Raw genomic sequence first — 19,050 nt, forward strand, 5'->3', positions numbered from 1 at the left:
CAATGGGAGATGACGGAGCCGAACCTGTTCGCGTTTCGCGCCTACGGACTGAACGTGGTCGTGGTGTCAGGGGCCCTTGTGCGCGCCAAGTGCCTTGAACAAGAAGGGTTGGCCCTGATCCTGGGCCATGGAATCGGGCGCTTCATCGGCGGTTCTCCCTCTGATGAGGCTGGATACGCTTGCACCGGGCAGGCGGATCACTTCTCTGCAGGCTACATCATCAACCAGACCTTCTACGGCAACTCAACACCCTATCTCAAGAGCGGGATCAAACAGGTGTGCGAGTTGTTCGAAAGCATTCAAAAGGACAACCGCGGAGGGTCTGACCGTTGCGAAGAGCCTTCCATAGCTTGCCGCATCCAATCGCTCAAGGACGCGCAATCGGGCAAGAACTTGCCTTATTGCGCTGGTGCGCCTGTCCCCGGTGCGTTGCAATTGCTATCGGCCCAGGCGCTGTCTGTGGCAGACACTGCGGGCCTTGAGCTCGCCTTCAATCTGCCGCTCAAAGCTTCAACAGTCACTGATGTGACCAGATACACCATCACCCCCGTAAGCAGCGTGCTGACGGCAATGGTCGATCCGCTGGATCCTACCCGCGCTCTATTGACGGTAAGGTTTCCACAGGATGTCGAACAGGAGTTTTCCATTGCCGTGAGCAATCTGCGCGCGTCCGATGGGTCTTCATTGGACCGAGAGCATTCGGTGGTGAACTTCCGCCTCGTAGAGGCCAGCAGCATTTGAACACCAGGCAGACAAGCATGACTACACAGATGTCACCTCTGCCAGACTCGGTCCGCTCGATGATGCCTGAGAACATCGATTGGGAAAGGCATTGCCAGGAGCTTGGCGATGCATTGGGTCTCGATGCCCCCGTCTCCCGTGAGGTGTTGCAAAGGGTGGCGCACGATGACGACTATGCAAAGCGGCTGTTCGCAGGACGCCGGCACCCTCCATTGCTGCGAGCGCTGCTTGATTCTGCGCCGTCACCATCTCCGAAGCCAATTCAATCGCTTTCCAATGGAATGCTTGCACGCGGGCTGGCCAACGCGATGGGGCGATGGGCTTCTGCAGGGTTTGCTACGCTTCCACCAGAGGCGGTGGATCGGCGAAGAGCCGCTTGCGAGAGCTGTCCGAACTTGATGGATGCTCCTCCCAAGTTGGCCTACGCACTGGTGCGCCGATTGGACGGCAAGGTATGTGCTGCCTGCGGGTGCGCAGTCGCCACGAAAACGCGATTCCCGACAGAGGCATGCCCTGAAGAACACCCACTGCGGCCTGGCTTGACGCGATGGCTGGAACCGCTTGCTTCGGGCTGATGTTTCCTGAATCGACTGCAGCGCAGGTTCTGCGAATGCAGCCCCTTGCGACCCTGCTTGGCTTGCCAGGGGCGCCCATGAAGTTTTTTAGAACCGGCTCACGTTCTCAACCCTTGCCCACATTGAAGCTGGTATCGAACGTGCCCCGCACATCCAGGCGCTGCTTGATGAGGCCTGCAGCCAGATAAAAATCCGCCGTCTTCTGCTGGTCGGCCAGCACCTGTGCATCGATGTCCTGCCAGCGGGTGGCGCGCCGGTCGAACTGCAGTTGCGCAGCGTCGGCCGGGATGCCGATGATGCGGGCCAGCGACTGGCCGAACGACTTGGAGTTCTGGTACGACCAGACCTGCGCGCGCGCCACGCGGTCCTTGAAGTCCTGCAGCACGGCGCGCTTTTCGGCCAGCGCCGCATCGGTGGCAGCCAGGAAGGACAGGCCCGTCCACAGCCCGCGGCCACTGACCAGCACGCGCGCATGGCCACTCGTTTCGGCCAGCGCCGTGTAGGGCTCCCAGGTGGCCCAGGCGTCCACCGAGCCCTGGGTGAGCGCGAGCTTGGCGTCAGGCGGCGGAATGAAGCGCAGCTGCACGTCGTCGGCCTTGAGGCCGGCCGATTCCAGCACCTTGAGCGTGACGAAGTGGCCGATGGAGCCCCGGTTGGTGGCAATGCTCTTGCCTTTGAGATCGGCCGCTGACTTGAGCGGCGAGTTGGGGGCCACCAGCACGGCGGTGCCGTAGGCGTCCGACCGGCTGGCCGCAAACGCCTTGACCCGGCTGCCTGCCGCCAGGGTGAACAGCAGCGGCGCGTCGCCGATGGGGCCGAAGTCCACGGCATTGGCATTGAGCGCCTCGGCCAGGGGCGCTGCCGCCGGGAATTCGCTCCACTTGATGTCATAGGGCAGGTTTTTCAGTTCGCCTGCCGCGTCGAGCAGCGCCTGCAGGCCGCCCTTCTGGTCCCCCGCGCGCAGCAGCACGCGCGACGACGTCTGGGCATGGGTGAGCACGGGCGAGAGAAAGGAGCTGGCGGCGACAGAGGCGGTCAGCAGATGGTGGAATTGGCGGCGCAGCATGGTGGTGTGTGAGGAACAGAATGGTCAAAACAGAAGGTGGTCTTTGAAGGATTGCAACACCCGCCGCCCGCCACACCAACGAAGGCTTGCGACCATTCATATGCGGTTTTCGCATGCACGCCCCGATTCCGCCAGGGCCGGCGCTCAGTAGCCGCGTGCAGCGTCCACCACGTCTTCCAGCGGCTGCCCTGCCACATGCCGGGCCAGGTTGGCCATGAACTTGCGCGCCGTGAGCTCCGCCGCACCCTGCGCAGCCCACGACACATGCGGCGTAAGGCGCACGCGCGGGTGGCAGTACAGGGGATGCCCCTCGGGCAGCGGCTCGGGGTCGGTGACGTCCAGCGTGGCGCCTGACAGGCGTCCGTCATCCAGCGCGTGCAGCAGCGCCTGCTGGTCCACCAGCGCACCACGAGCGATGTTCACAAGGTGCAATCCGGGCCTGGCATGCGCCAGGGGGGCGGCATTGATCAGGTGGTAGGTCTGCGCGGTGATCGGCAGGGCCAGCACCAGGTGGTCCGAGGCCGCGAGCAGCTTCTCTATGGAATCCACGGTGTGCACACGCCCGATCTCGCCATGGCCGCCACCGTGGCTGCCGCCCTCCTCCACCAGTGCAACGCCGCGGCGCAGCACCGTGACCCGCACGCCGAACGCCCGCGCCAGCCGCGCCACTTCGCGGCCGATGGCGCCATAGCCCGCAACGCCCAGCGCCCGCCCCTGCAGCGTGCCAGGCAGGTGCTGGTCCACCCGCGCAAAGGTCTCGCGCCAAGGCCCGGCTCCGGCCACGCGCAGGGCATCCCACCCACGCTGGTGTGACAGCAGCGCGGTCAGCACGTATTCGGCAATGGGCACGGCCGCCACGCCGCGCGAGCAGGTCACTTGCGGCACCTGCAGCAGCCACGGCGGAAAGAAGTCGATGCCGGCCGACGCCACATGCACCCATTGCAGGCGGCCGGGCCAACCCGCAGGGGCGGTTGCAGGGGCATTGCGCCAGCCATTGCGCGGGCCCGTGAAGAGCACATCCACATCGTGGGCGCGCAGCCAGGGCGGCGTGTCGGAATCGGCCGCCAGGGCTACCGGTAGCCCCGCAGAGCCCACCAGCACATCCGCTTCGGCACCGGTCTGGTTCAGCATGACGAGCGGGCGCGGCGCGAGCACCGCGTTCATGCAGCCCCCACGGCCAGCGCCCGGCGGCCCGCCGCGACGTAGGCGCTGTCGTCCTGCGGCGTGTGCACGCGGCCGCACAGCACGTCGCGCAAGTGGCGCTCCAGCGGGTTCTTGCGGGCCAGGCCGTGGTTGCTGCTCAGCTCCAGCGCGGCCTGCACGGCCTCGATGGCGTTGCGCGTGGCCAGGGCCTTCACCAGGCCGCTGTCCACCGCCGGCACGAGCGTGCCGGCATCAAGGTCCTGGGCCAGGCTGGCGATGAGGCGGTCATTGGTGAGCAGCAGGCCTTCGATGCGGCCCACCGCCTCCTGCGCGCGCGGCAGGCTGGCCAGGGGCGCGCCCAGGCTGGCGGGCACGCGTTCGCGCAGGAACTGCACCAGCCAGTCGCGCGCGGCCTTCGCCACGCCGGTGTACAGCGCCGCCAGCATCACCGTCATCTCGGCCTGCATGGTGGGCTCGCCGCGCGCCCAGTCCTGCGGCAGGCGCAGGTCCAGCGCGTGGGCATAGGGGATCAGCACATCCTGCAAATGCACGTCGTGGCTGCCGCTGGCGCGCAGGCCCAGGTGGTCCCAGGTGTTGTCGATGCGGATGCCGGGCGAGCCTGCGCGCACCAGGAAGGCCCCGGTGCGCGGCGTGGCCTCGTCCGTGCGGGCCCACACCACGTACCAGCGCAGGATGGGTGCGCCGGTGGAATACACCTTGTGCCCGCTGATGCGCCAGCCCTCGGCCGTGTGCCGCGCCACCGTGGCCGGCAGGCCGCCACGCGCGGGCGAGCCCAGCTCGGGCTCCACGCGCAGGGCGTTGATCAGCGAGACCTCGTTCAGCGATTCATGCACCAGTTGCTGCGCCAGCGCCTGCGGCCACGGCGAGCCGGGGCGGCCCATGCCGCGCTGCTGGATGTACTGCATGGTCAGCACCAGCGCCGTGGCCGGGCAGCCCTGCCCGATGGCGCCGATCACCTCGGCCAGCTGTGCGGCCGAGGCGCCCTGCCCGCCCAGCGAGCGCGGCGCGGCCAGGGCCAGCAGGCCGGCCTGCTGCAGCTCGGCGAAGTTGGCGTGCGGAAAGCTGCCGTCGCGGTCATGCACTGCGGCCCTCGCACCAAACTCCACCGCCAGCGCGCGCGCCGCCTGGCCCCAGGTCAGCGGCGCATTCACTGCAGGACCTCGGGCTGCTCGCGCACGATGATGTCGAACAGGCTCTTGAACGCGAACTGCGCGCCGCCCGGGCCGCCGATCTGCGAATGCGTGCGCTGCGCGATCTCGTGCGGGATGGGCTTGGGCGTGCCCGCAGCCTCGGCCAGCAGCTGCGCCTGGCAGGCGTTCTCCAGCGCGATGTACCACCATGCAGCGGCCTCCACCGAAGGCCCCGCCGTGAGGATGCCGTGGTTCTGCAGGATCACGGCCTTCTGCGTGCCCAGCGCCTTGCCGATGCGAAATCCTTCGTCGGTCTCCAGCACCACGCCCGTGAAGTCGTCGAACAGCGCGTGGTCCTCGTAGAAGATGCACGAGTCCTGCGTGAGTGCATCGAGCTTGCGGCCCAGCGCCGCCCAGGCCTTGCCATAGGTGGAATGGGTGTGAGCGGCCGCCACAATGTCCGGCCGCGTTTCGTGCAGCGCAGCGTGGATGGCAAAGGCCGCGCGGTTGAGCGGGCCCTGGCCGATGACGATCTCGCCGGCCGAGTTGACGAGCAGCAGGTCGGACACCTTGATCTGCGAGAAATGCACGCCCAGCGGATTGACCCAGAAATGGTCCTCCCATTCAGGATCGCGCGCGGTGATGTGGCCGGCCAGGCCGTAGTCGAAGCCCTGCTGCGCGAACAGCCGAAAGGCCACGGCCAGCGTCTCCTGCCGGTGGCGGCGTTCGGCCTCGACCGTGGGGCGCGGGGCCGGGGCGTCGAACCAGTCCTTGCGCTGGGGCGCAGGGTTCACAGCAAGGTGGGCGGTGGGCAGGGGCTTGAGGACGGCGGACATCGGTTGGCTTTCGGGTCGGTGGGGTTGCAGTACGAGACCCCGATCACCTTAGAAGCACCCCAGCGCCACGCCAACGAAGAAATCCGCGTGACCAAATACGGTTTTGGCATGAACAGCCGCACCCCGGTCACCCCCCTTTGGTGGCGCTCCGCGCGCGCTGCAATTCCCGCATATCGATGCTACGCAACGGTCTTTGCGCGGCGGCCGGGCTTGCCGGAACCTCGCGGCCTGTCCCATTGATCCCTCCGAACACACCTGCCATGCCCGACACCCCGACACACCTGCCGATGAACCGCCGCCACCTCCTGCAGGCCAGCCTGGGCGCCGCCGCCTGGGCCGCCACGGCGGGCACCGCCGCGCTGGCTGCCGCGCCCGCGCAAGACCTCTCCCAATTGACGCTGCGCATCGGCACCTACAAGGGCCTGTGGCGCGCGCTCATCGCCGCATCCGGCCAGGGCAACACGCCCTACCGCATCGAATGGCGTGAGCTCAACAACGGTGTGCTGCACATCGAGGCCCTGAACGGCGACGCGCTGGACCTGGGCTCGGGGAGCGAAATCCCGGCCTTGTTCGCCGCGCGGCAAAAGGCCCAGGTGCGCTTCATCGCCGTGGTGCGCGAGGATCTGAACAACCAGGTCACCGTGGCCCGCAAGGACGCGCCCATCCAGCGCATCGCAGATCTGAAGGGCAAGCGCGTGGGCTACGTGCGCGCCACCACATCGCACTACTACCTGAGCCGCCAGCTTGCCGAGGCCGGCCTGTCGTTCGCCGACATCAACGCCATCAACCTCACACCGGCCGACGGGCTCTCGGCCTTCGACCGGGGCGACCTGGATGCCTGGGCCATCTACGGCTACAACGGCCAGCTGGCGCGGCTGCGCTATGGCGCGCGCGTGCTCAAGACCGGCCAGGGCTACCTGTCGGGCAACTTCCCCATCTACGCCAACCCGCGCGCGGTGCAAGACCCGGCCCGGCACGCCGCCATCAGCGACTACCTGCAACGCCTGCGCCGCGCCTACGCTTGGGCCAACAACAACTACCTGGACTACGCCCGCGCCCAGTCCGCCGAAACCCGCGTGCCCGTGGGCGACCTGATCGAGCTGTGGAACAACCGCAGCACCGACTACGACCTGCGCCCCGTGGAGGACGCCGTGGTCAAGGGCCACCAGGCCGTGGCCGACGCCTTCCTGCAGCTGGGCGTGCTCGATGGCCCCGCGCAGGTAGGGCCGCTGTGGGACCGCAGCTTCAAGAGCGTGCTGCAGCCGCTGGCGCTGGACAAGGCGGCTTAGGCGGCAAACAAGGGCCGGGCCAGCCGCACCACACACCGCCAGCGCGTGCCATTTTTTTCGTGGCACACGCGCAGCTTGCGCTTACCATCCGCGCCTCATTCACCCAGGGGAGCCACAAGATGATGATGAACAAGCGCAATTTCGTGACCGCCGGCGTCGGCCTGGCCGGCCTGTGGACCAGCGCCACCAGCAGCCACGCCGCACCGTCGCCCGCCGGCAAGGCCTTGGGCGGCCCCGTGCTGCTGACCATCAGCGGCGCCATCGCCAAGCCCAACCGGGGCGCGCTGGACACCACCATCGACCAGATGATGGGCAAGCACGGCATCCAGTTCGACAATGCCCACGCACTCGACGCCGCCGCCCTCGCGCGCATGGCTGCCGTCACCATCAAGCCCACGCTGGAATACGACAGCAAGCCCCACACGCTCAAAGGCCCCCTGCTCACCACGGTACTCGCCGCCGCGGGCGTGGCTGCCGGCAGCCCCGTGCAGGTGCTGCTGCGCGCGGTGGACGGCTACAACGTCACCGTCAGCATGGCCGACGTGCAGGCCTGGCGCATGATCGTCGCCACCCACATCGACGGCCAGCCCATGGCCCTGGGCGGCCTGGGCCCGCAGTGGGCGGTGTACGACGCGGACGTACTGCCCGCGTTCAAGGACAAGCCAGTGAAGGAGCGCTTTGGCCCATGCCCCTGGGGGCTGTACCACATCGAGGTGAAGAAGGCCTGAGCGGACTCCCTGGCGAAGTTTCTGCAAGAACCCGCCGCAGGTATTGATGACGCCGGGATTTACTCCCTCTCCCCCTGCGGGAGAGGGCCGGGGAGAGGGGGCCTGCAGGGCAAGTGCCGGCCCGCTATTCACCCCTTGCGCCCGGCCATCCGCACCCCCAGCGCACCCAGCGATGCCACGGTGGCCAGCGCCACCACCCCCTGCCACCCCCACTGCGCCAGCACCAGGGCGCCCAGCGCCGCGCCCGCCGACATGCCGATGAACATGCCCGTGAACAGCAGCGCATTGAGCCGGCTGCGCGCGGCAGGGTCGATGCCGTAGACGATGGTCTGGTGCGCCACCAGCGTGGCCTGCACGCCAAAATCAAAGCCGATGGCACTGACCACGATCAAGGCCAGTTGGGCCTGGGCGGGCACCCAGGGCAGCAGCGCCATCAGAGCAAACGACACCGCCGCCAGCCCCGTTCCGTAGCGCGTGACCACCTCGGGGCCGCGCCTGTCGGCCAGCCGCCCCGCCAGTGGTGCGGCCAGCGCACCCGCTGCCCCGGCCAGCCCGAAGGCCCCAGCCGCTGCGGTGCCCAGGTGAAACTGGGTGTGCAGCATCACCGCCAGCGTGGACCAGAACGCGCTGAAGCCCACCGCCACCAGCCCCTGCGCCCAGGCCGCGCGGCGCAGCGCGGCGTGCTGGCGCCACAGCGCCACCATGGAGCCGATCAGCGCGCCATAGCCCAGTTGCGTGGTCGGCACAAAACGCGGCAGCCCGCGCCACACTGCCAGCGTGAGCAGCGCAATCGCCACCGCCGCCGCCACATACACCGCGCGCCAGCCCCACTGCTGTGCCACAAATCCGCTGACCACGCGCGACAACAAAATGCCCAGCAGCAGCCCCGTCATCACCATGCCCACCGTGCGCCCGCGCTGTGCGGCAGGGGCCAGCGTGGCGGCGGCGGGCACCACGTCCTGCGCCACCGTGGCCGCCAGGCCCACGGCCAGGCTGGCCGCCAGCAGCGCGCCCATGCCCGGGGCCAGGCCGCTGAGCAGCAGCGCCAGCATCAGCGCGATGGACTTGATGACGATGATGTGGCGCCGGTCAAACCGGTCGCCCAGCGGCGCCAGCAGCAAGATGCCCAGCGCATACCCCAGTTGCGTGAGCGTAGGCACCAGGCCCACCACTCGGATGTCGGCCTGCATGTCAGGCCCCAGCACACCCAGCATGGGCTGGCTGTAATACAGCGAGGCCACGCTCAGCCCCGCCGTGGTGGCCAGCAGCAACAGCAGCGGCGCGCTCACCGCGCCCTGGGCTGGTGCGGCAGACGAAGGCGTGGCCGCACCCACCGTACCGCTTGCATGCACATTTTGAATGGAAGACATGGCACAACACCCGTTCAGCAAAAAGAATGGTGCGATTGTTCCGGTGTGACCGCCCACTGGGTAGTAGGTTGAAATGCAGATTCGTTATACGCTTGGCGTATGACCACCACCCTCCCACCAGGCGCCGACCGCATCGAGCTGATGCAGACCTTCCTGCGCATCGTCGAGACAGGCAGCCTCTCTGCGGCCGCCCAGCAACTGGGCACCAGCCAGCCCACCGTGAGCCGGCGCCTGCAGGCGCTGGAGCGCAGCCTGGGCATCAAGCTGTTGCAGCGCTCCACGCATGTCATGAAGCTCACGGAAGACGGCGAACGCTGCTTCGCCCACGCCAAGGCCCTGCTGGAAGACTGGCGTGCGATGGAGGACGACCTGCGCGGCACCGCCGACACCCCGCGCGGCAGCCTTCGCGTGCTGGCGCCCCACGCCTTCGGGCAAGACCAGTTCATCGCGCCGCTGATGGCCTACCTGCGCCGCTACCCTGAGGTGGATGTCGAATGGATGCTGCACGACCGCCGCCCCAACTTCATCGCCGAAGGCATCGACTGCGCCATCCAGGTCGGAGCGGTGGACGACCCCAGCGTGGTCGCAGTGCGCCTGGCCGAAGTGCCCCGCATCGTGCTGGCATCCCCCGCCCTCATGGCGGGCCGCGCCACGCCGCAGCACGCGCAAGACCTGCAACCGCTGCCCTGGCTGGCCCTGAGCACCTTCTACCGGCGCGAAGTGACGCTGACCCACGAGCCCGGCGGCGAGGACCACACGTTTGGCATCACGCCCCGCCTGGCCACCGACAGCCTGTACGCCCTGCGCAGCGCCGCACTGGCCGGGCTGGGGGCGTGTATTTCATCGGCGTGGATCGTGGATGCAGACGTGCGCCGGGGAGACCTGCTGCACCTGGTGCCCACGTGGCACGCCGCGCCCCTGCCGGTGTATTTGGTGTACCCGTATGCGCGGTTTTATCCGGCACGGCTGAGGCTGTTTCTGGAGGCGATGCGGGAGGCGATGCCGGGGTTGGTGGGGATGCGGGCGGTGGGGTGAGGGGTCGCGGCTGGAGGCGGAAATCGGCCAGGAGCAGCCAGTCACCGCAGATGAAAGCCGACACTCAACGGTAGAGTTAAACCTTGCCTCGTGAATTTCATTGCGGCGGCCGACTCTTCAACTCCGCCAGAATTTGATCGAGCTTTCGCTCTAAGCGCAGATTCGTGGCGCCGACCAAGAACCAAACGCAAGCGAAGTTCACCATCGGAATCGCCCCCAGAATCGTCCATTTCAGCGTGTTACGGCCCTTCTCTTTTGCCAGAAAGTAGGAGCCTATCGCTATGGCCAGCGACATGAACATGAGAGGCAGCAGCGAAATCAGCATGGACGGGTCGTTTTGCATAGGACTCCAATAGGCGAGGAACAACGAAGACGTGCCGGGAAACCTGCCGTGAGGCCTGACGTTTCACATGAGACAGCAGTTAGCAAATGTACGGGAGCTTTGCGGTAGTGTGAGTGGCGCAACTCCACCCATACATTGCGAATTCAAAAGGAAAGAGACGAAGAGCGAATCGGCGCTGCCTGTACATCTGGCACGGCTTCCCCACAGCACCCTAAACCGCAAGCCGCCCAACACGCTCAGCCGCCACTCCCACATGGCGCACCAACTCGGCCTTGCACGCATCGAAATCCGCGCTGAATCCCGCCCCGTCCTCCAACCGCCGCACAAACACCTGCGCCATCGCAAGCGCCTCTTTCCAAGCCGCCGCGCTGACCTGCTCCCCCACCGTCAGTTCCAGCGCCCGATCCGGCAAGCCTCCCCCCACCGTGGGCGCGAACGCCATGGGCGTCATGTCATACGCAGGCGCCAGCTCGTAAGGCCTGCGCCCCTCTGACAAGCACGACAGGTTGCCGCTGTGCATGTCGGTATTGCCAATCAGCGTGCCAAACGCCCACAGAACGCAGGCCGTATCGAAGGCCTGGGCGGTAATGACGCCCTCCTTCAGCAACCCCCGGGCAATCACCGGCCAGTTGCCGCCGCTGCCGACAAACTCGGCATCGAGCGCGGCGAAGGAATGCAGCGCCCTGCGCCCGCGCGCCCCCAGTCGGTCAAACCGCTGCACCTCCAGAAATCGTTGGGTGCCATGCATCCAGGTCACTGACTGTGCGGCGGCCACGCCGTGGTCCCGCAGCACTTGCAGGGCGATGTGTTCGGCCAGCAGCAGGTCTCGCCAGCGCTCGCTCACGGGGGTGTCGAGTTCTGCGGTGAACTTGACCATGACATGCGCAGCGGTGCCGTCGGCTTGTTCTGCGTAGGCGGTGAATTTGGGCTGCTCTCCGGCGGCTGACGAGCCTGCCACTTCGCCACGCGCGGCCATGTCGGCCAGCTGGGCGTAGGTGTGCAGCTTGTGCGCCGCTGAAATCGGCACGGGGTCGGGCGCGTTGACGAACTGGTCGCGCGCGGTGGGTCCAATGAGCAGGTTGCCGGGCATGTCGTCGCCCTGGTCCAGGATGGCCCGCAGCGCGTGGGTGTCGCTCCAGTCGCCCAGCCGCTCTGGCAAGCCCAGGCGCTGGCCGTGCCGCTCGCAATACGCGCGCCCCAGGTAGCCTTGCGGGCGCATGTCAAAGATCCACCAGGGCAGGCCATCGCTGTGGAGGCGGGCGCCCCCCGCTTCGATCATCACAAAGCCCTGCGGGCACACGGGGACCAGCGTGCCAAGGGTTTCCAGCGCACCGTGGGGGGTGACGCGGTACACGCTGGCCTCCAGGTCGGAGCGCAGGCGATCGCGGAGCGTGTACTGAATAGATCTTGCAGCGCCGAAATGCACCACATCGCCGCCCAGCGCGCTGAGTGCCCTGGAGACTGTGGGCTGGCTGACCTTCAGGGCCAGCGCCATGGCCTTCGCCTTGGCAGGGCCGGCGCGCAACAAGGTTCGGATCGTCTCGGCGTGTGTTTGGGAGGCTGACGGCATGCCCTGAGGATAACCGTATTGAATAACAAATTGAATAGATAAAAGAATAGTAAAGTGCGATTGGATTGGATGCAGCTGCGCGCACCACCACTGCGGCCGCCCTGGGCGCGGGTCAGGCCATCGCAGTCGCAGGCGCTATTCGCCCAGCTCGGGGCTGGGCCCCCGCTCCAGCAGCGTCGACAGCGCTATCTGCGTGCGCGTGCCTTCCACGCCTTCCACCCCGTGTATCTTGGCCAGCAGCGCTTCCAGGGCCTGGGTGTCCTGCGTGCGGACCTTCAGCAGGATGCCGCTCTCGCCTGTCACGGTGTGGATCTCTTCGATATCGGCCAGCGACGCCAGCGCGGCCACCTGGCGGGCACGCCGCACGGTGCTGGTGATGACCTGCACGAAACACAGCAACGGGCGCCCGAGCTTGGCCCCGTCCAGCCTCGCGACAGTGCCCAGGATGACGCCGTCGCGTTTGAGGCGCTTGACGCGCTCATGCACGGCCGGGGCCGACAGGTGCAAGGCCTGCCCCAGTTCGGCATAGCTCAGCGTGCTGTCGCCCGCCAGCAGCCCTAATAGTTTTCGGTCCACAGGGTCCAGACGGGCGGCAGGTGCGCCTCTGGGCGGAAGCTCATTCGTATTTTTGGTCATGGCTGTAAAAAGGCTTTGCCAGCCGAATGGTGTTCATAACAATGCAGAAATATTCGAACATTATTCAACGCAAACCGCCATGACAGACAAAACCCTCGCGCAGCCATCCGCTGCACCCTGTGCGGGCGCTCAAAGCGCTCAAAGCGCTCAAAGCGCTGAAAACGCTCAGGGCGCCCCACGCCACACCCGCTTGCTGGGCCAAGCCACTCCCGCACAGTGGGCACAGGCCGTGAGCCGCGTGGGTCACCCGCAATCACAAGCGCCCATGCAGCGCACGGTGCAGGTGATCAATGCGGCGGATGCCTTTGCCCTGCGCAGCCTGGGCGTGCCTGCGGCGGGGCGGCCGTTGCCCGAGGTGGTGGATCAGCTACTGAACGACATCAACCCCTGGCGCGCCAAGATGGACCACCCGCGCTTCTTCGCGTTCATTCCGGGCCCGGCGTCGCCGCTGTCCGCCCTGGGCGACCTGGCCATCGGCATGCACAACGTACACGGCGGCAGCTGGCTGCAAAGCTCGGGCCCGTCAGCGGTGGAGAGCGGCCTCATCGCCTGGCTGGCGTCGCAGGCGGGCTTGCCAGCATCCGCGGGCGGGCTGTTCGTGTCGGGCGGTTCCATGGCCAACCTCACGGCGCTGACTGTGGCGCGCGACCAGAAGCTGGCGCCACACGAGCGCCAGGCGGGTGTGGCCTATGTGTCAGAGCAAACGCATTCGTCCGTCGCCAAGGGCTTGAAGATCATCGGCTTCTTGCCGCAACAGGTGCGGCGCGTGCCCACCGACACCGCATTCCGCATGGACGTGGAGGCACTCCAGCGTGCCATCTCCGCAGACCGCGCCGCAGGGCTCAAGCCCTTTGTGGTGGTGGCCAGCGCCGGCACCACCAACACCGGCAGCGTGGACCCGCTGCGCGCCATTCGCGCTCTGTGCGACGCCCACGGCCTGTGGATGCATGTGGACGGCGCCTATGGTGCGTCGGCCGCACTGTCGCCCAAACATCGCCATTGCCTGGATGGCATGGGCGAGGCCGACAGCCTGAGCTGGGATGCACACAAATGGCTGTTTCAAACCTATGGCTGCGGCATGGTGCTGCTGCGTCAAGGCGCACACCTGGCGCAGAGCTTTCACACCCGGCCCGAATATCTGCGAGATGCACACGCCGAGGCCGACCAGGTGAACTACTGGGACCTGGGCTGCGAGCTGACACGGCCCATGCGCGCCATGAAGCTGTGGCTGACGCTGCAGGTGCTGGGCGCTGACGCGGTGGGCGAAGCGATTGCGCATGGCTGCCAGCTGGCGCAGTGGGCCGAGGAAGCGCTGCGCCAGCGCCCTGGCTGGGAGATCGTGTCGCCCGCGCAGCTGGCGATCGTCAACTTCCGCAGGGTGCAGCCCGGCCTGTCGCCCGAGGCCACGGACGCCCTGAACCGCGCCATTTCACAGCGCGCACTGGAAGATGGCTTTGCCACAGTGCTGACGACGCAGCTGCAGGGCCGCACGGTGCTGCGCATCTGCGCGATTCACCCGGATGCGACGCAGGCGGACATGCAGGAGACAGTGCACAGGCTGGCAGCCTACGGAGCCGCAGAACTGGCCACCCTTGCGCCTGCGGGGGGGCACGGCCGGCCCCATTCCGAGAGCCGCTGACGCAACCGAACCGCAGAACCCCGCACTGCCGAAGTGACAGCAGGGGCGCAACACTGTCGCTACTATTTTTATAGCTAGACGTGTAAAACCATCAAGCCGCAGCGCCCTATTCTTCTTACGAATCACCCTGCGTCACCTCAGGCAGCACCCTTCCACAGCTGGGCATCCGTGATGGCCGCCACGTCCACGCGCGTGGGCAGGATCCCGTCCCGCGCCGAGCGGTCCGCCACCGTCTGCAGCGCAGAAATGTCCGCCTGCGTCACCGGTCGCGCCGCAATGGCCGCGCGCCCGGTGATGATGCGTGACGCCTCGATGGGCAGGCGCGTGAGCTGGGTGTAGACCTGGGCATACGCCTCGCGGTTGGCCAGCGCCCAGTCGCCCGCGCGGGCCAGGCGGTCCAGGTACTGGACGATGGCGGCGCGCTTGGCCGGGTCTGCCAGGGCTGCCTCGGTGGCGGTGATGAATCCCAGCGCGGTGTTGATGCCGCGCCCGTCGCGCAGGATGCGGCCCCCCTGTTGCAAGGCGATGGTGTAGTAGGGGTCGAAGATGGCCCAGGCGTCGATCTGTTTCGATGCGAAGGCGGCGGCTGCGTCGGTGGGCAGCACGAACTTCACTGTCACATCGTCGCGCTTGACGCCCGCTTCTTCCAGCGCGCCATACAGCTGGTACTGCGAGATGCTGCCGCGCGCGGACGAGACGATGACCGTCTTGCCCCGCAGATCGGCCACGCTGCGCAGGGGCGAGTTGCCCTGCACCACGATGCCCAGCGAGTCGGGCTGGCCGACGCGGGTGGCGACGATCTTGAGCGGGGTCTTGCCCACGGCGGCGGCCAGCACGGGCAGGTCGCCGGCCATGGCCGTGTCCACCGCACCGCTGCGGTGTGCCTCGAACAGCGGTGCCGCGCCCTGAAAGTTGGCCCAACGCCAGGCAAAGGGCACTCCCTCCAGCGTCTTTGCGGCTTCGAACAGTGCACGCAAGCCGCCGGCCTGGTCGCCCAGCACCAGGGACGCGGGCGCCGAAGCGCCAGGCCCACCTTGCGCCTGGGCGTGCGCCGAAGCGCCCCAGCCCAGAAGTCCGGTGGTGCCCAGCGACAAGGCTGCGGCCTGCTGCAACCAATGGCGGCGTGTGCGCTGGGGCAACTGCGCAGCGCCTTGGTGGCGCTGGAGACTGTCGCGCTTGCTGTGACTGCGGCCCATCACGCCGCCTTTCGCAGGGTTTGCGCGGCCTGCTGTGCATCGCGCTCGGCCACCTTGGCGTGCGCCAGGGGCAGCAGTTCGCGCCCATAGTCGATGGCATCCACCAGCGGGTCGAAGCCGCGGATGAGGAAGGTGGTGATGCCCAGGTCGTAGTACTTGAGCAGTGCGTCGGCCACCTGCTGGGGCGTGCCGACGAGGGATGTGGAGTTGGAGCGGCCGCCGATCTCGCGCGCCACGGCGGTCCACAGACGTTCGTCCACGCGGTCGCCATTGGCGGCATCGGCCAGCAGGCGCTGCGCACCTTCGCTTTGCTGCGGGCCCACGCCGCGCGCGTAGCCCTGCTGCACGCGCAGGCGGCGCGTGTCTTCCAGGATGCGGTCGGCCTTGGCCCAGGCTTCTTCCTCGGTCTTGCCCAGGATGGGGCGGAAAGAGATGCTGAAGTCCACGTGCCGGCCGTTGAGCGTGGCCTCGGCGCGCACGCGGCGCACCAGGTCGCCGGCCTGGGCCAGCGATTCGCCCCACAGGGCATACACATCGGCATGCTTGCCAGCCACCTGCAATGCCGGCGCGGAGGCACCGCCAAAGTAGATCGGCACGCGCTGGCCGCGCACGGGCTTCACTTCCGACACGGCGCCCTTGACGCGGTAGTAGGTGCCTTCGTGGTCGAAGGGTTTGTCTTCGGACCACACGCGGCGCAGGATGGCCAGGTACTCGTCGGTGCGCGCGTAGCGCTCGTCGTGGCCGAGGAAGTCGCCATCGCGCTGCTGGTCTTCGTCCGAGCCGCCGCTGATGTAGTGCACGGCCAGGCGCCCGCCGGTGTAGTGGTCCAGCGTGGCCAGCTGGCGCGCGGCCAGCGTGGGCGCGACGAATCCGGGGCGGTGCGCCAGCAGCAGCCCGATCTTCTGCGTGACCGACGCCGCGTACGTGGCGGTCAGCAGCGTATCGGGGCTGGACGAGCTGGCCGGCACCAGAATGCGGTCGAAGCCCGCGTGCTCGTGCGCCTGGGCAAAGGCGCGCACGTAGGCGGCGTCTATCGCAGGGCCCTTGCGGGGGATGGTTTCAGAGACTTCGTGCGGCTGGATCATGCCGATGAACTGGACGGGCATAGCGGGCTCCTGGGGGATGAGGAAAAACGTTCCGGAACGGGTTTGCAGCCCATGATCCGCGCAGGGGCGCGCCGCCTCAACGAAGAAAAACGCGTTTGCAAAGTCGGGGGGCGCATACGTGGTGCGTGGCACGTTTGACGCGAGCGGCGCTCGGGTTAGAGTGTCGGGCCGCGCCGGGCAGCCAGGCCGAATGGCGCGCTTCATGGATATCCCGCCCCGCTGCCGCGCACCCACATCGAGCACATCGGCGCCGCGGCAGGCCGCCCAGGCTGATCAGCCCTCGCCGCAAGACCACTTCCGCCGAAGGAGACACGCACATGCCACCCAAACCCGCCACAGCCACCCAACCCGCATCCACCCTCATCGACCAGCGCATCGCCGACCTCGCCGACTGGCGAGGCGCGGTTCTGGCGCGCATGCGTGCGCTGATCCACGAAGCGGCGCCCGATGTGGTGGAAGAGTGGAAGTGGATGGGCACGCCCGTTTGGTCGCTGGGCGGCATCCTGTGCACTGGCGAGAGCTACAAGGCAGCGGTCAAGCTCACCTTCCTCAAGGGCGCTTCGCTGCCCGACCCGGCGCGGCTGTTCAATGCCAGCCTGGACGGCAATGCACGCCGGGCCATCGATATCCATGAAGGCGACACGCTGGACGCAGACGCCTTCAAGGCGCTCATCCGCGCTGCGGTGGAGCTCAACGCTGCCAAGCCTGCGGGCAAGAAGCCCTCTGCCGGCTCGAAGGCGAAGTAGAAGCACAAGCGCAAGCACACAGCGCGGCTGATGCGGTACAGGCACCCCGCACACTGGCCGCTACGGTATCGATAGCAGTAAGCGCTTTGTGGTCAAGCGGCAGCGGCCAATTTCAATGGTACTGGTGCTCCTCAATCTGCGCTTTGGCTGCAAAAAATGCGTGCATCAGGGTTGATCCCATGGGCAATTTGGGCAAAACAACTGTACATTCATACAGTCATTTACCCAGGAGAACGCCATGGACACCCTCGAAGCCATCTACACCGTCACCCTGCGCGACTACCCCGAAGATCTGCCGGCCCAGCAGCGTGCCAACGCCGAAAGGCGCTACGCCAAGGAGCTGGAAAAGCAGTTCGGCGGCCCTGAGCAAGTCGCTGCTGCTCTCGACACCATGTCGAGCCTGGAAGACTCGCCGCCCGAAGTCGTCTCGCCCGGCGACCTCACGCTGCTCAAGCACTGGGGCCGCGCCAGCGTGGCGGCCAAGCAGGCGGGGTTTCGGGATCTGGGCGAGGCGGACGGGGCGTACTTCGAGGTACGCACGGCTTGATGGTGGCCAGCGCAGAGGGCGCTTGCCACCCGGGCTGTGCGCTCGTTGGGATTCTGGCCTCTCGCCTGCCCCGCTGACCGGCCGGACAGCCCCCCGGAAGGCGCCGTGTCTTGACCCCCATCAAGCCCATCGGTTCTACAAGCAGTTGTCCGACAGGCCTGCGATTGGTTGGATGGCGGGCCAGGGGTTCTTCCGGTTCAAGAATTTGTTCAGCGAGTGATCTGCTCGCATGTTCAACACACGACAAGGAGAGCCTCATGAACACCCTCTCAAATCCGTCTGGCGACACAACACTCATCGACCCCGATCTGGTGGAACAGGCCGTTCCGGGCCACGGCGTTCCATCGCAAGACCCCGACCCCGCAGCCCAGCACGCGCTGAGCGCCGAAGAGGCCGAGCGCGAATCCAGGTCGGCCCTCATGGGCGGCGGGATGATGGCCGGTGCCGCAGCGGGGGCCGCCGTTGGCGTGGCCGTTGGCGGCCCGGTCGGCGTGTTTGTCGGCGGCACCGCAGGCGCCATTGCCGGAGCCCTGGGCGGCGCGGCAGTGGGCCAGGTGGTGGAACCCCAGCCTCCCACGGAGCCTGCCCATGAAACGGCATTGCCTGAGATCATCGAGAGACCATGAACGTCGATGGTGTTCACGCCACTGCCAAGCCCGCACCCGGCGGGCTTTTTCATGGCCGGACCGTGGTGTCACCTGCAACACGAGACGCATACCGTGGAGAATCTGCTGCCCACACTTCCTCCACCGCCGGCGACATGGCCCGAACCACCGACTCCCAGACCCTTTGCGCTCAACTGAGCGGCAAGCTGCAAGGCGGCCAAGGCATTGCCGTTCTGATGATCTGCATGGGCAACATATGCCGAAGCCCCACAGCCCACGGGGTGCTGGAAAAGATGGTGGCCGACGCCGGCCTCGCGGGCCGCATCCATGTGGACTCGGCTGGCACCCACGGCTACCACGTGGGCGAGCCGCCCGATGAACGCGCCCAGGCCCACGCTGCGCGACGCGGCTATGACCTGTCGGCCCAACGGGCCCGCCGGCTTACCCGGCGCGACTTTGCCGACCACGATCTGCTGCTGGTGATGGACGACAACAACGAGCAGGCCGCCCGCGCACTGTGCCCACCCGGCAGCGAAAGCCGCCTGCACCGGCTGACGGACTTCTGCACCACGCTGCAGGCGCATGAGGTGCCCGACCCGTATTACGGCGGCGCCGACGGATTCGATCATGTGCTGGATGTGGTGGAGGATGGGTGCGGGGGGCTGATGCGCCTGTTGGCTGGCAGGCGCTGAAGAGCGCATCCGCAAAGATCCTCAATCGCTGAAACG

At 67.3% G+C, this 19,050-nt stretch carries 19 protein-coding genes; 9 read left to right on the forward strand and 10 right to left on the reverse strand.

The genetic code is table 11. The features are described from left to right. Positions 1-9 precede the first annotated feature (9 nt). Entirely contained in the window at positions 10-741 is a 732-nt protein-coding gene (locus tag KW835_RS07000; protein WP_218381642.1) for a hypothetical protein, read from the forward strand. Positions 742-1,422: 681 nt separating this feature from the next. Here KW835_RS07000 and KW835_RS07005 read toward each other — a convergent pair. From KW835_RS07005 to KW835_RS07020, 4 genes are all read right to left on the reverse strand, one after another. Continuing rightward, the gene (locus KW835_RS07005) at positions 1,423-2,382 is read right to left on the reverse strand and encodes an ABC transporter substrate-binding protein (protein WP_218381643.1); all 960 of its coding nucleotides are present in this window, start codon (positions 2,380-2,382) and stop codon (positions 1,423-1,425) included. A gap of 144 nt (positions 2,383-2,526) precedes the next feature. After that, positions 2,527-3,546, reverse strand: coding sequence for an NAD(P)-dependent oxidoreductase (locus KW835_RS07010; RefSeq protein WP_218381644.1), 1,020 nt, complete (start codon positions 3,544-3,546; stop codon positions 2,527-2,529). Continuing rightward, positions 3,543-4,697 (reverse strand): acyl-CoA dehydrogenase family protein, encoded by a 1,155-nt coding sequence (locus KW835_RS07015; protein WP_218381645.1) that lies wholly within the window; start codon positions 4,695-4,697, stop codon positions 3,543-3,545. The genes KW835_RS07010 and KW835_RS07015 overlap by 4 nt, the downstream gene beginning before the upstream one ends. Next, positions 4,694-5,512 (reverse strand): class II aldolase/adducin family protein, encoded by an 819-nt coding sequence (locus KW835_RS07020; RefSeq protein WP_218381646.1) that lies wholly within the window; start codon positions 5,510-5,512, stop codon positions 4,694-4,696. The genes KW835_RS07015 and KW835_RS07020 overlap by 4 nt, the downstream gene beginning before the upstream one ends. A 260-nt stretch (positions 5,513-5,772) precedes the next feature. Here KW835_RS07020 and KW835_RS07025 point away from each other — a divergent pair, with 260 nt between their 5' ends. Continuing rightward, positions 5,773-6,801: an ABC transporter substrate-binding protein gene (locus KW835_RS07025; protein WP_255593354.1), complete on the forward strand. Its 1,029-nt coding sequence runs from the start codon at positions 5,773-5,775 to the stop codon at positions 6,799-6,801. 125 nt (positions 6,802-6,926) lie between these two features. Then, positions 6,927-7,529, forward strand: coding sequence for a molybdopterin-dependent oxidoreductase (locus tag KW835_RS07030; protein WP_218381857.1), 603 nt, complete (start codon positions 6,927-6,929; stop codon positions 7,527-7,529). Positions 7,530-7,657: 128 nt separating this feature from the next. On the opposite strand, the gene KW835_RS07035 is transcribed toward KW835_RS07030, so the two are convergent. Then, complete coding sequence (locus KW835_RS07035; RefSeq protein ID WP_218381647.1) at positions 7,658-8,899, reverse strand: MFS transporter; 1,242 nt, start codon at positions 8,897-8,899, stop codon at positions 7,658-7,660. 99 nt (positions 8,900-8,998) lie between these two features. Here KW835_RS07035 and KW835_RS07040 point away from each other — a divergent pair, with 99 nt between their 5' ends. Continuing rightward, on the forward strand, positions 8,999-9,934 hold the full coding sequence (locus KW835_RS07040) for a LysR family transcriptional regulator (protein ID WP_218381648.1): 936 nt from the start codon (positions 8,999-9,001) through the stop codon (positions 9,932-9,934). Positions 9,935-10,031: 97 nt separating this feature from the next. On the opposite strand, the gene KW835_RS07045 is transcribed toward KW835_RS07040, so the two are convergent. The 3 genes from KW835_RS07045 to KW835_RS07055 form a co-directional block, all read right to left on the reverse strand. Further along, a complete protein-coding gene (locus KW835_RS07045) occupies positions 10,032-10,259 on the reverse strand; it encodes a hypothetical protein (protein ID WP_218381649.1) in 228 nt (75 codons plus the stop codon). Positions 10,260-10,488: 229 nt separating this feature from the next. Further along, positions 10,489-11,847, reverse strand: a complete 1,359-nt coding sequence (gene yjjJ, locus KW835_RS07050) for a type II toxin-antitoxin system HipA family toxin YjjJ (protein WP_218381650.1) — start codon at positions 11,845-11,847, stop codon at positions 10,489-10,491. A gap of 135 nt (positions 11,848-11,982) precedes the next feature. Next, on the reverse strand, positions 11,983-12,483 hold the full coding sequence (locus KW835_RS07055; protein ID WP_218381651.1) for an Lrp/AsnC family transcriptional regulator: 501 nt from the start codon (positions 12,481-12,483) through the stop codon (positions 11,983-11,985). Positions 12,484-12,562: 79 nt separating this feature from the next. Between KW835_RS07055 and KW835_RS07060 the strand changes: the two genes are divergently transcribed. Next, positions 12,563-14,122: an aminotransferase class I/II-fold pyridoxal phosphate-dependent enzyme gene (locus KW835_RS07060; protein ID WP_218381652.1), complete on the forward strand. Its 1,560-nt coding sequence runs from the start codon at positions 12,563-12,565 to the stop codon at positions 14,120-14,122. Between the two features lie 137 nt (positions 14,123-14,259). On the opposite strand, the gene KW835_RS07065 is transcribed toward KW835_RS07060, so the two are convergent. Then, the gene (locus KW835_RS07065) at positions 14,260-15,318 is read right to left on the reverse strand and encodes an ABC transporter substrate-binding protein (protein ID WP_218381653.1); all 1,059 of its coding nucleotides are present in this window, start codon (positions 15,316-15,318) and stop codon (positions 14,260-14,262) included. Beyond that, complete coding sequence (locus tag KW835_RS07070; protein WP_218381654.1) at positions 15,318-16,424, reverse strand: LLM class flavin-dependent oxidoreductase; 1,107 nt, start codon at positions 16,422-16,424, stop codon at positions 15,318-15,320. Before KW835_RS07070 ends, KW835_RS07065 begins: the two co-directional genes overlap by 1 nt. A gap of 317 nt (positions 16,425-16,741) precedes the next feature. Between KW835_RS07070 and KW835_RS07075 the strand changes: the two genes are divergently transcribed. The 4 genes from KW835_RS07075 to KW835_RS07090 all read left to right on the forward strand — a co-directional run bounded on the left by KW835_RS07075 (position 16,742) and on the right by KW835_RS07090 (position 19,014). Further along, entirely contained in the window at positions 16,742-17,170 is a 429-nt protein-coding gene (locus KW835_RS07075) for a DUF1801 domain-containing protein (protein ID WP_218381655.1), read from the forward strand. Between the two features lie 238 nt (positions 17,171-17,408). After that, a complete protein-coding gene (locus KW835_RS07080; protein WP_218381656.1) occupies positions 17,409-17,717 on the forward strand; it encodes a hypothetical protein in 309 nt (102 codons plus the stop codon). A gap of 257 nt (positions 17,718-17,974) precedes the next feature. Then, the gene (locus KW835_RS07085; protein WP_218381657.1) at positions 17,975-18,343 is read left to right on the forward strand and encodes a bacteriocin; all 369 of its coding nucleotides are present in this window, start codon (positions 17,975-17,977) and stop codon (positions 18,341-18,343) included. Between the two features lie 215 nt (positions 18,344-18,558). Then, positions 18,559-19,014: a low molecular weight protein-tyrosine-phosphatase gene (locus tag KW835_RS07090; protein ID WP_218381858.1), complete on the forward strand. Its 456-nt coding sequence runs from the start codon at positions 18,559-18,561 to the stop codon at positions 19,012-19,014. Positions 19,015-19,050 lie beyond the last annotated feature (36 nt).

The sequence above is a fragment of the Acidovorax sp. sic0104 genome, assembly GCF_019219095.1.
In the GTDB taxonomy this organism is placed as follows: domain Bacteria; phylum Pseudomonadota; class Gammaproteobacteria; order Burkholderiales; family Burkholderiaceae_C; genus Acidovorax.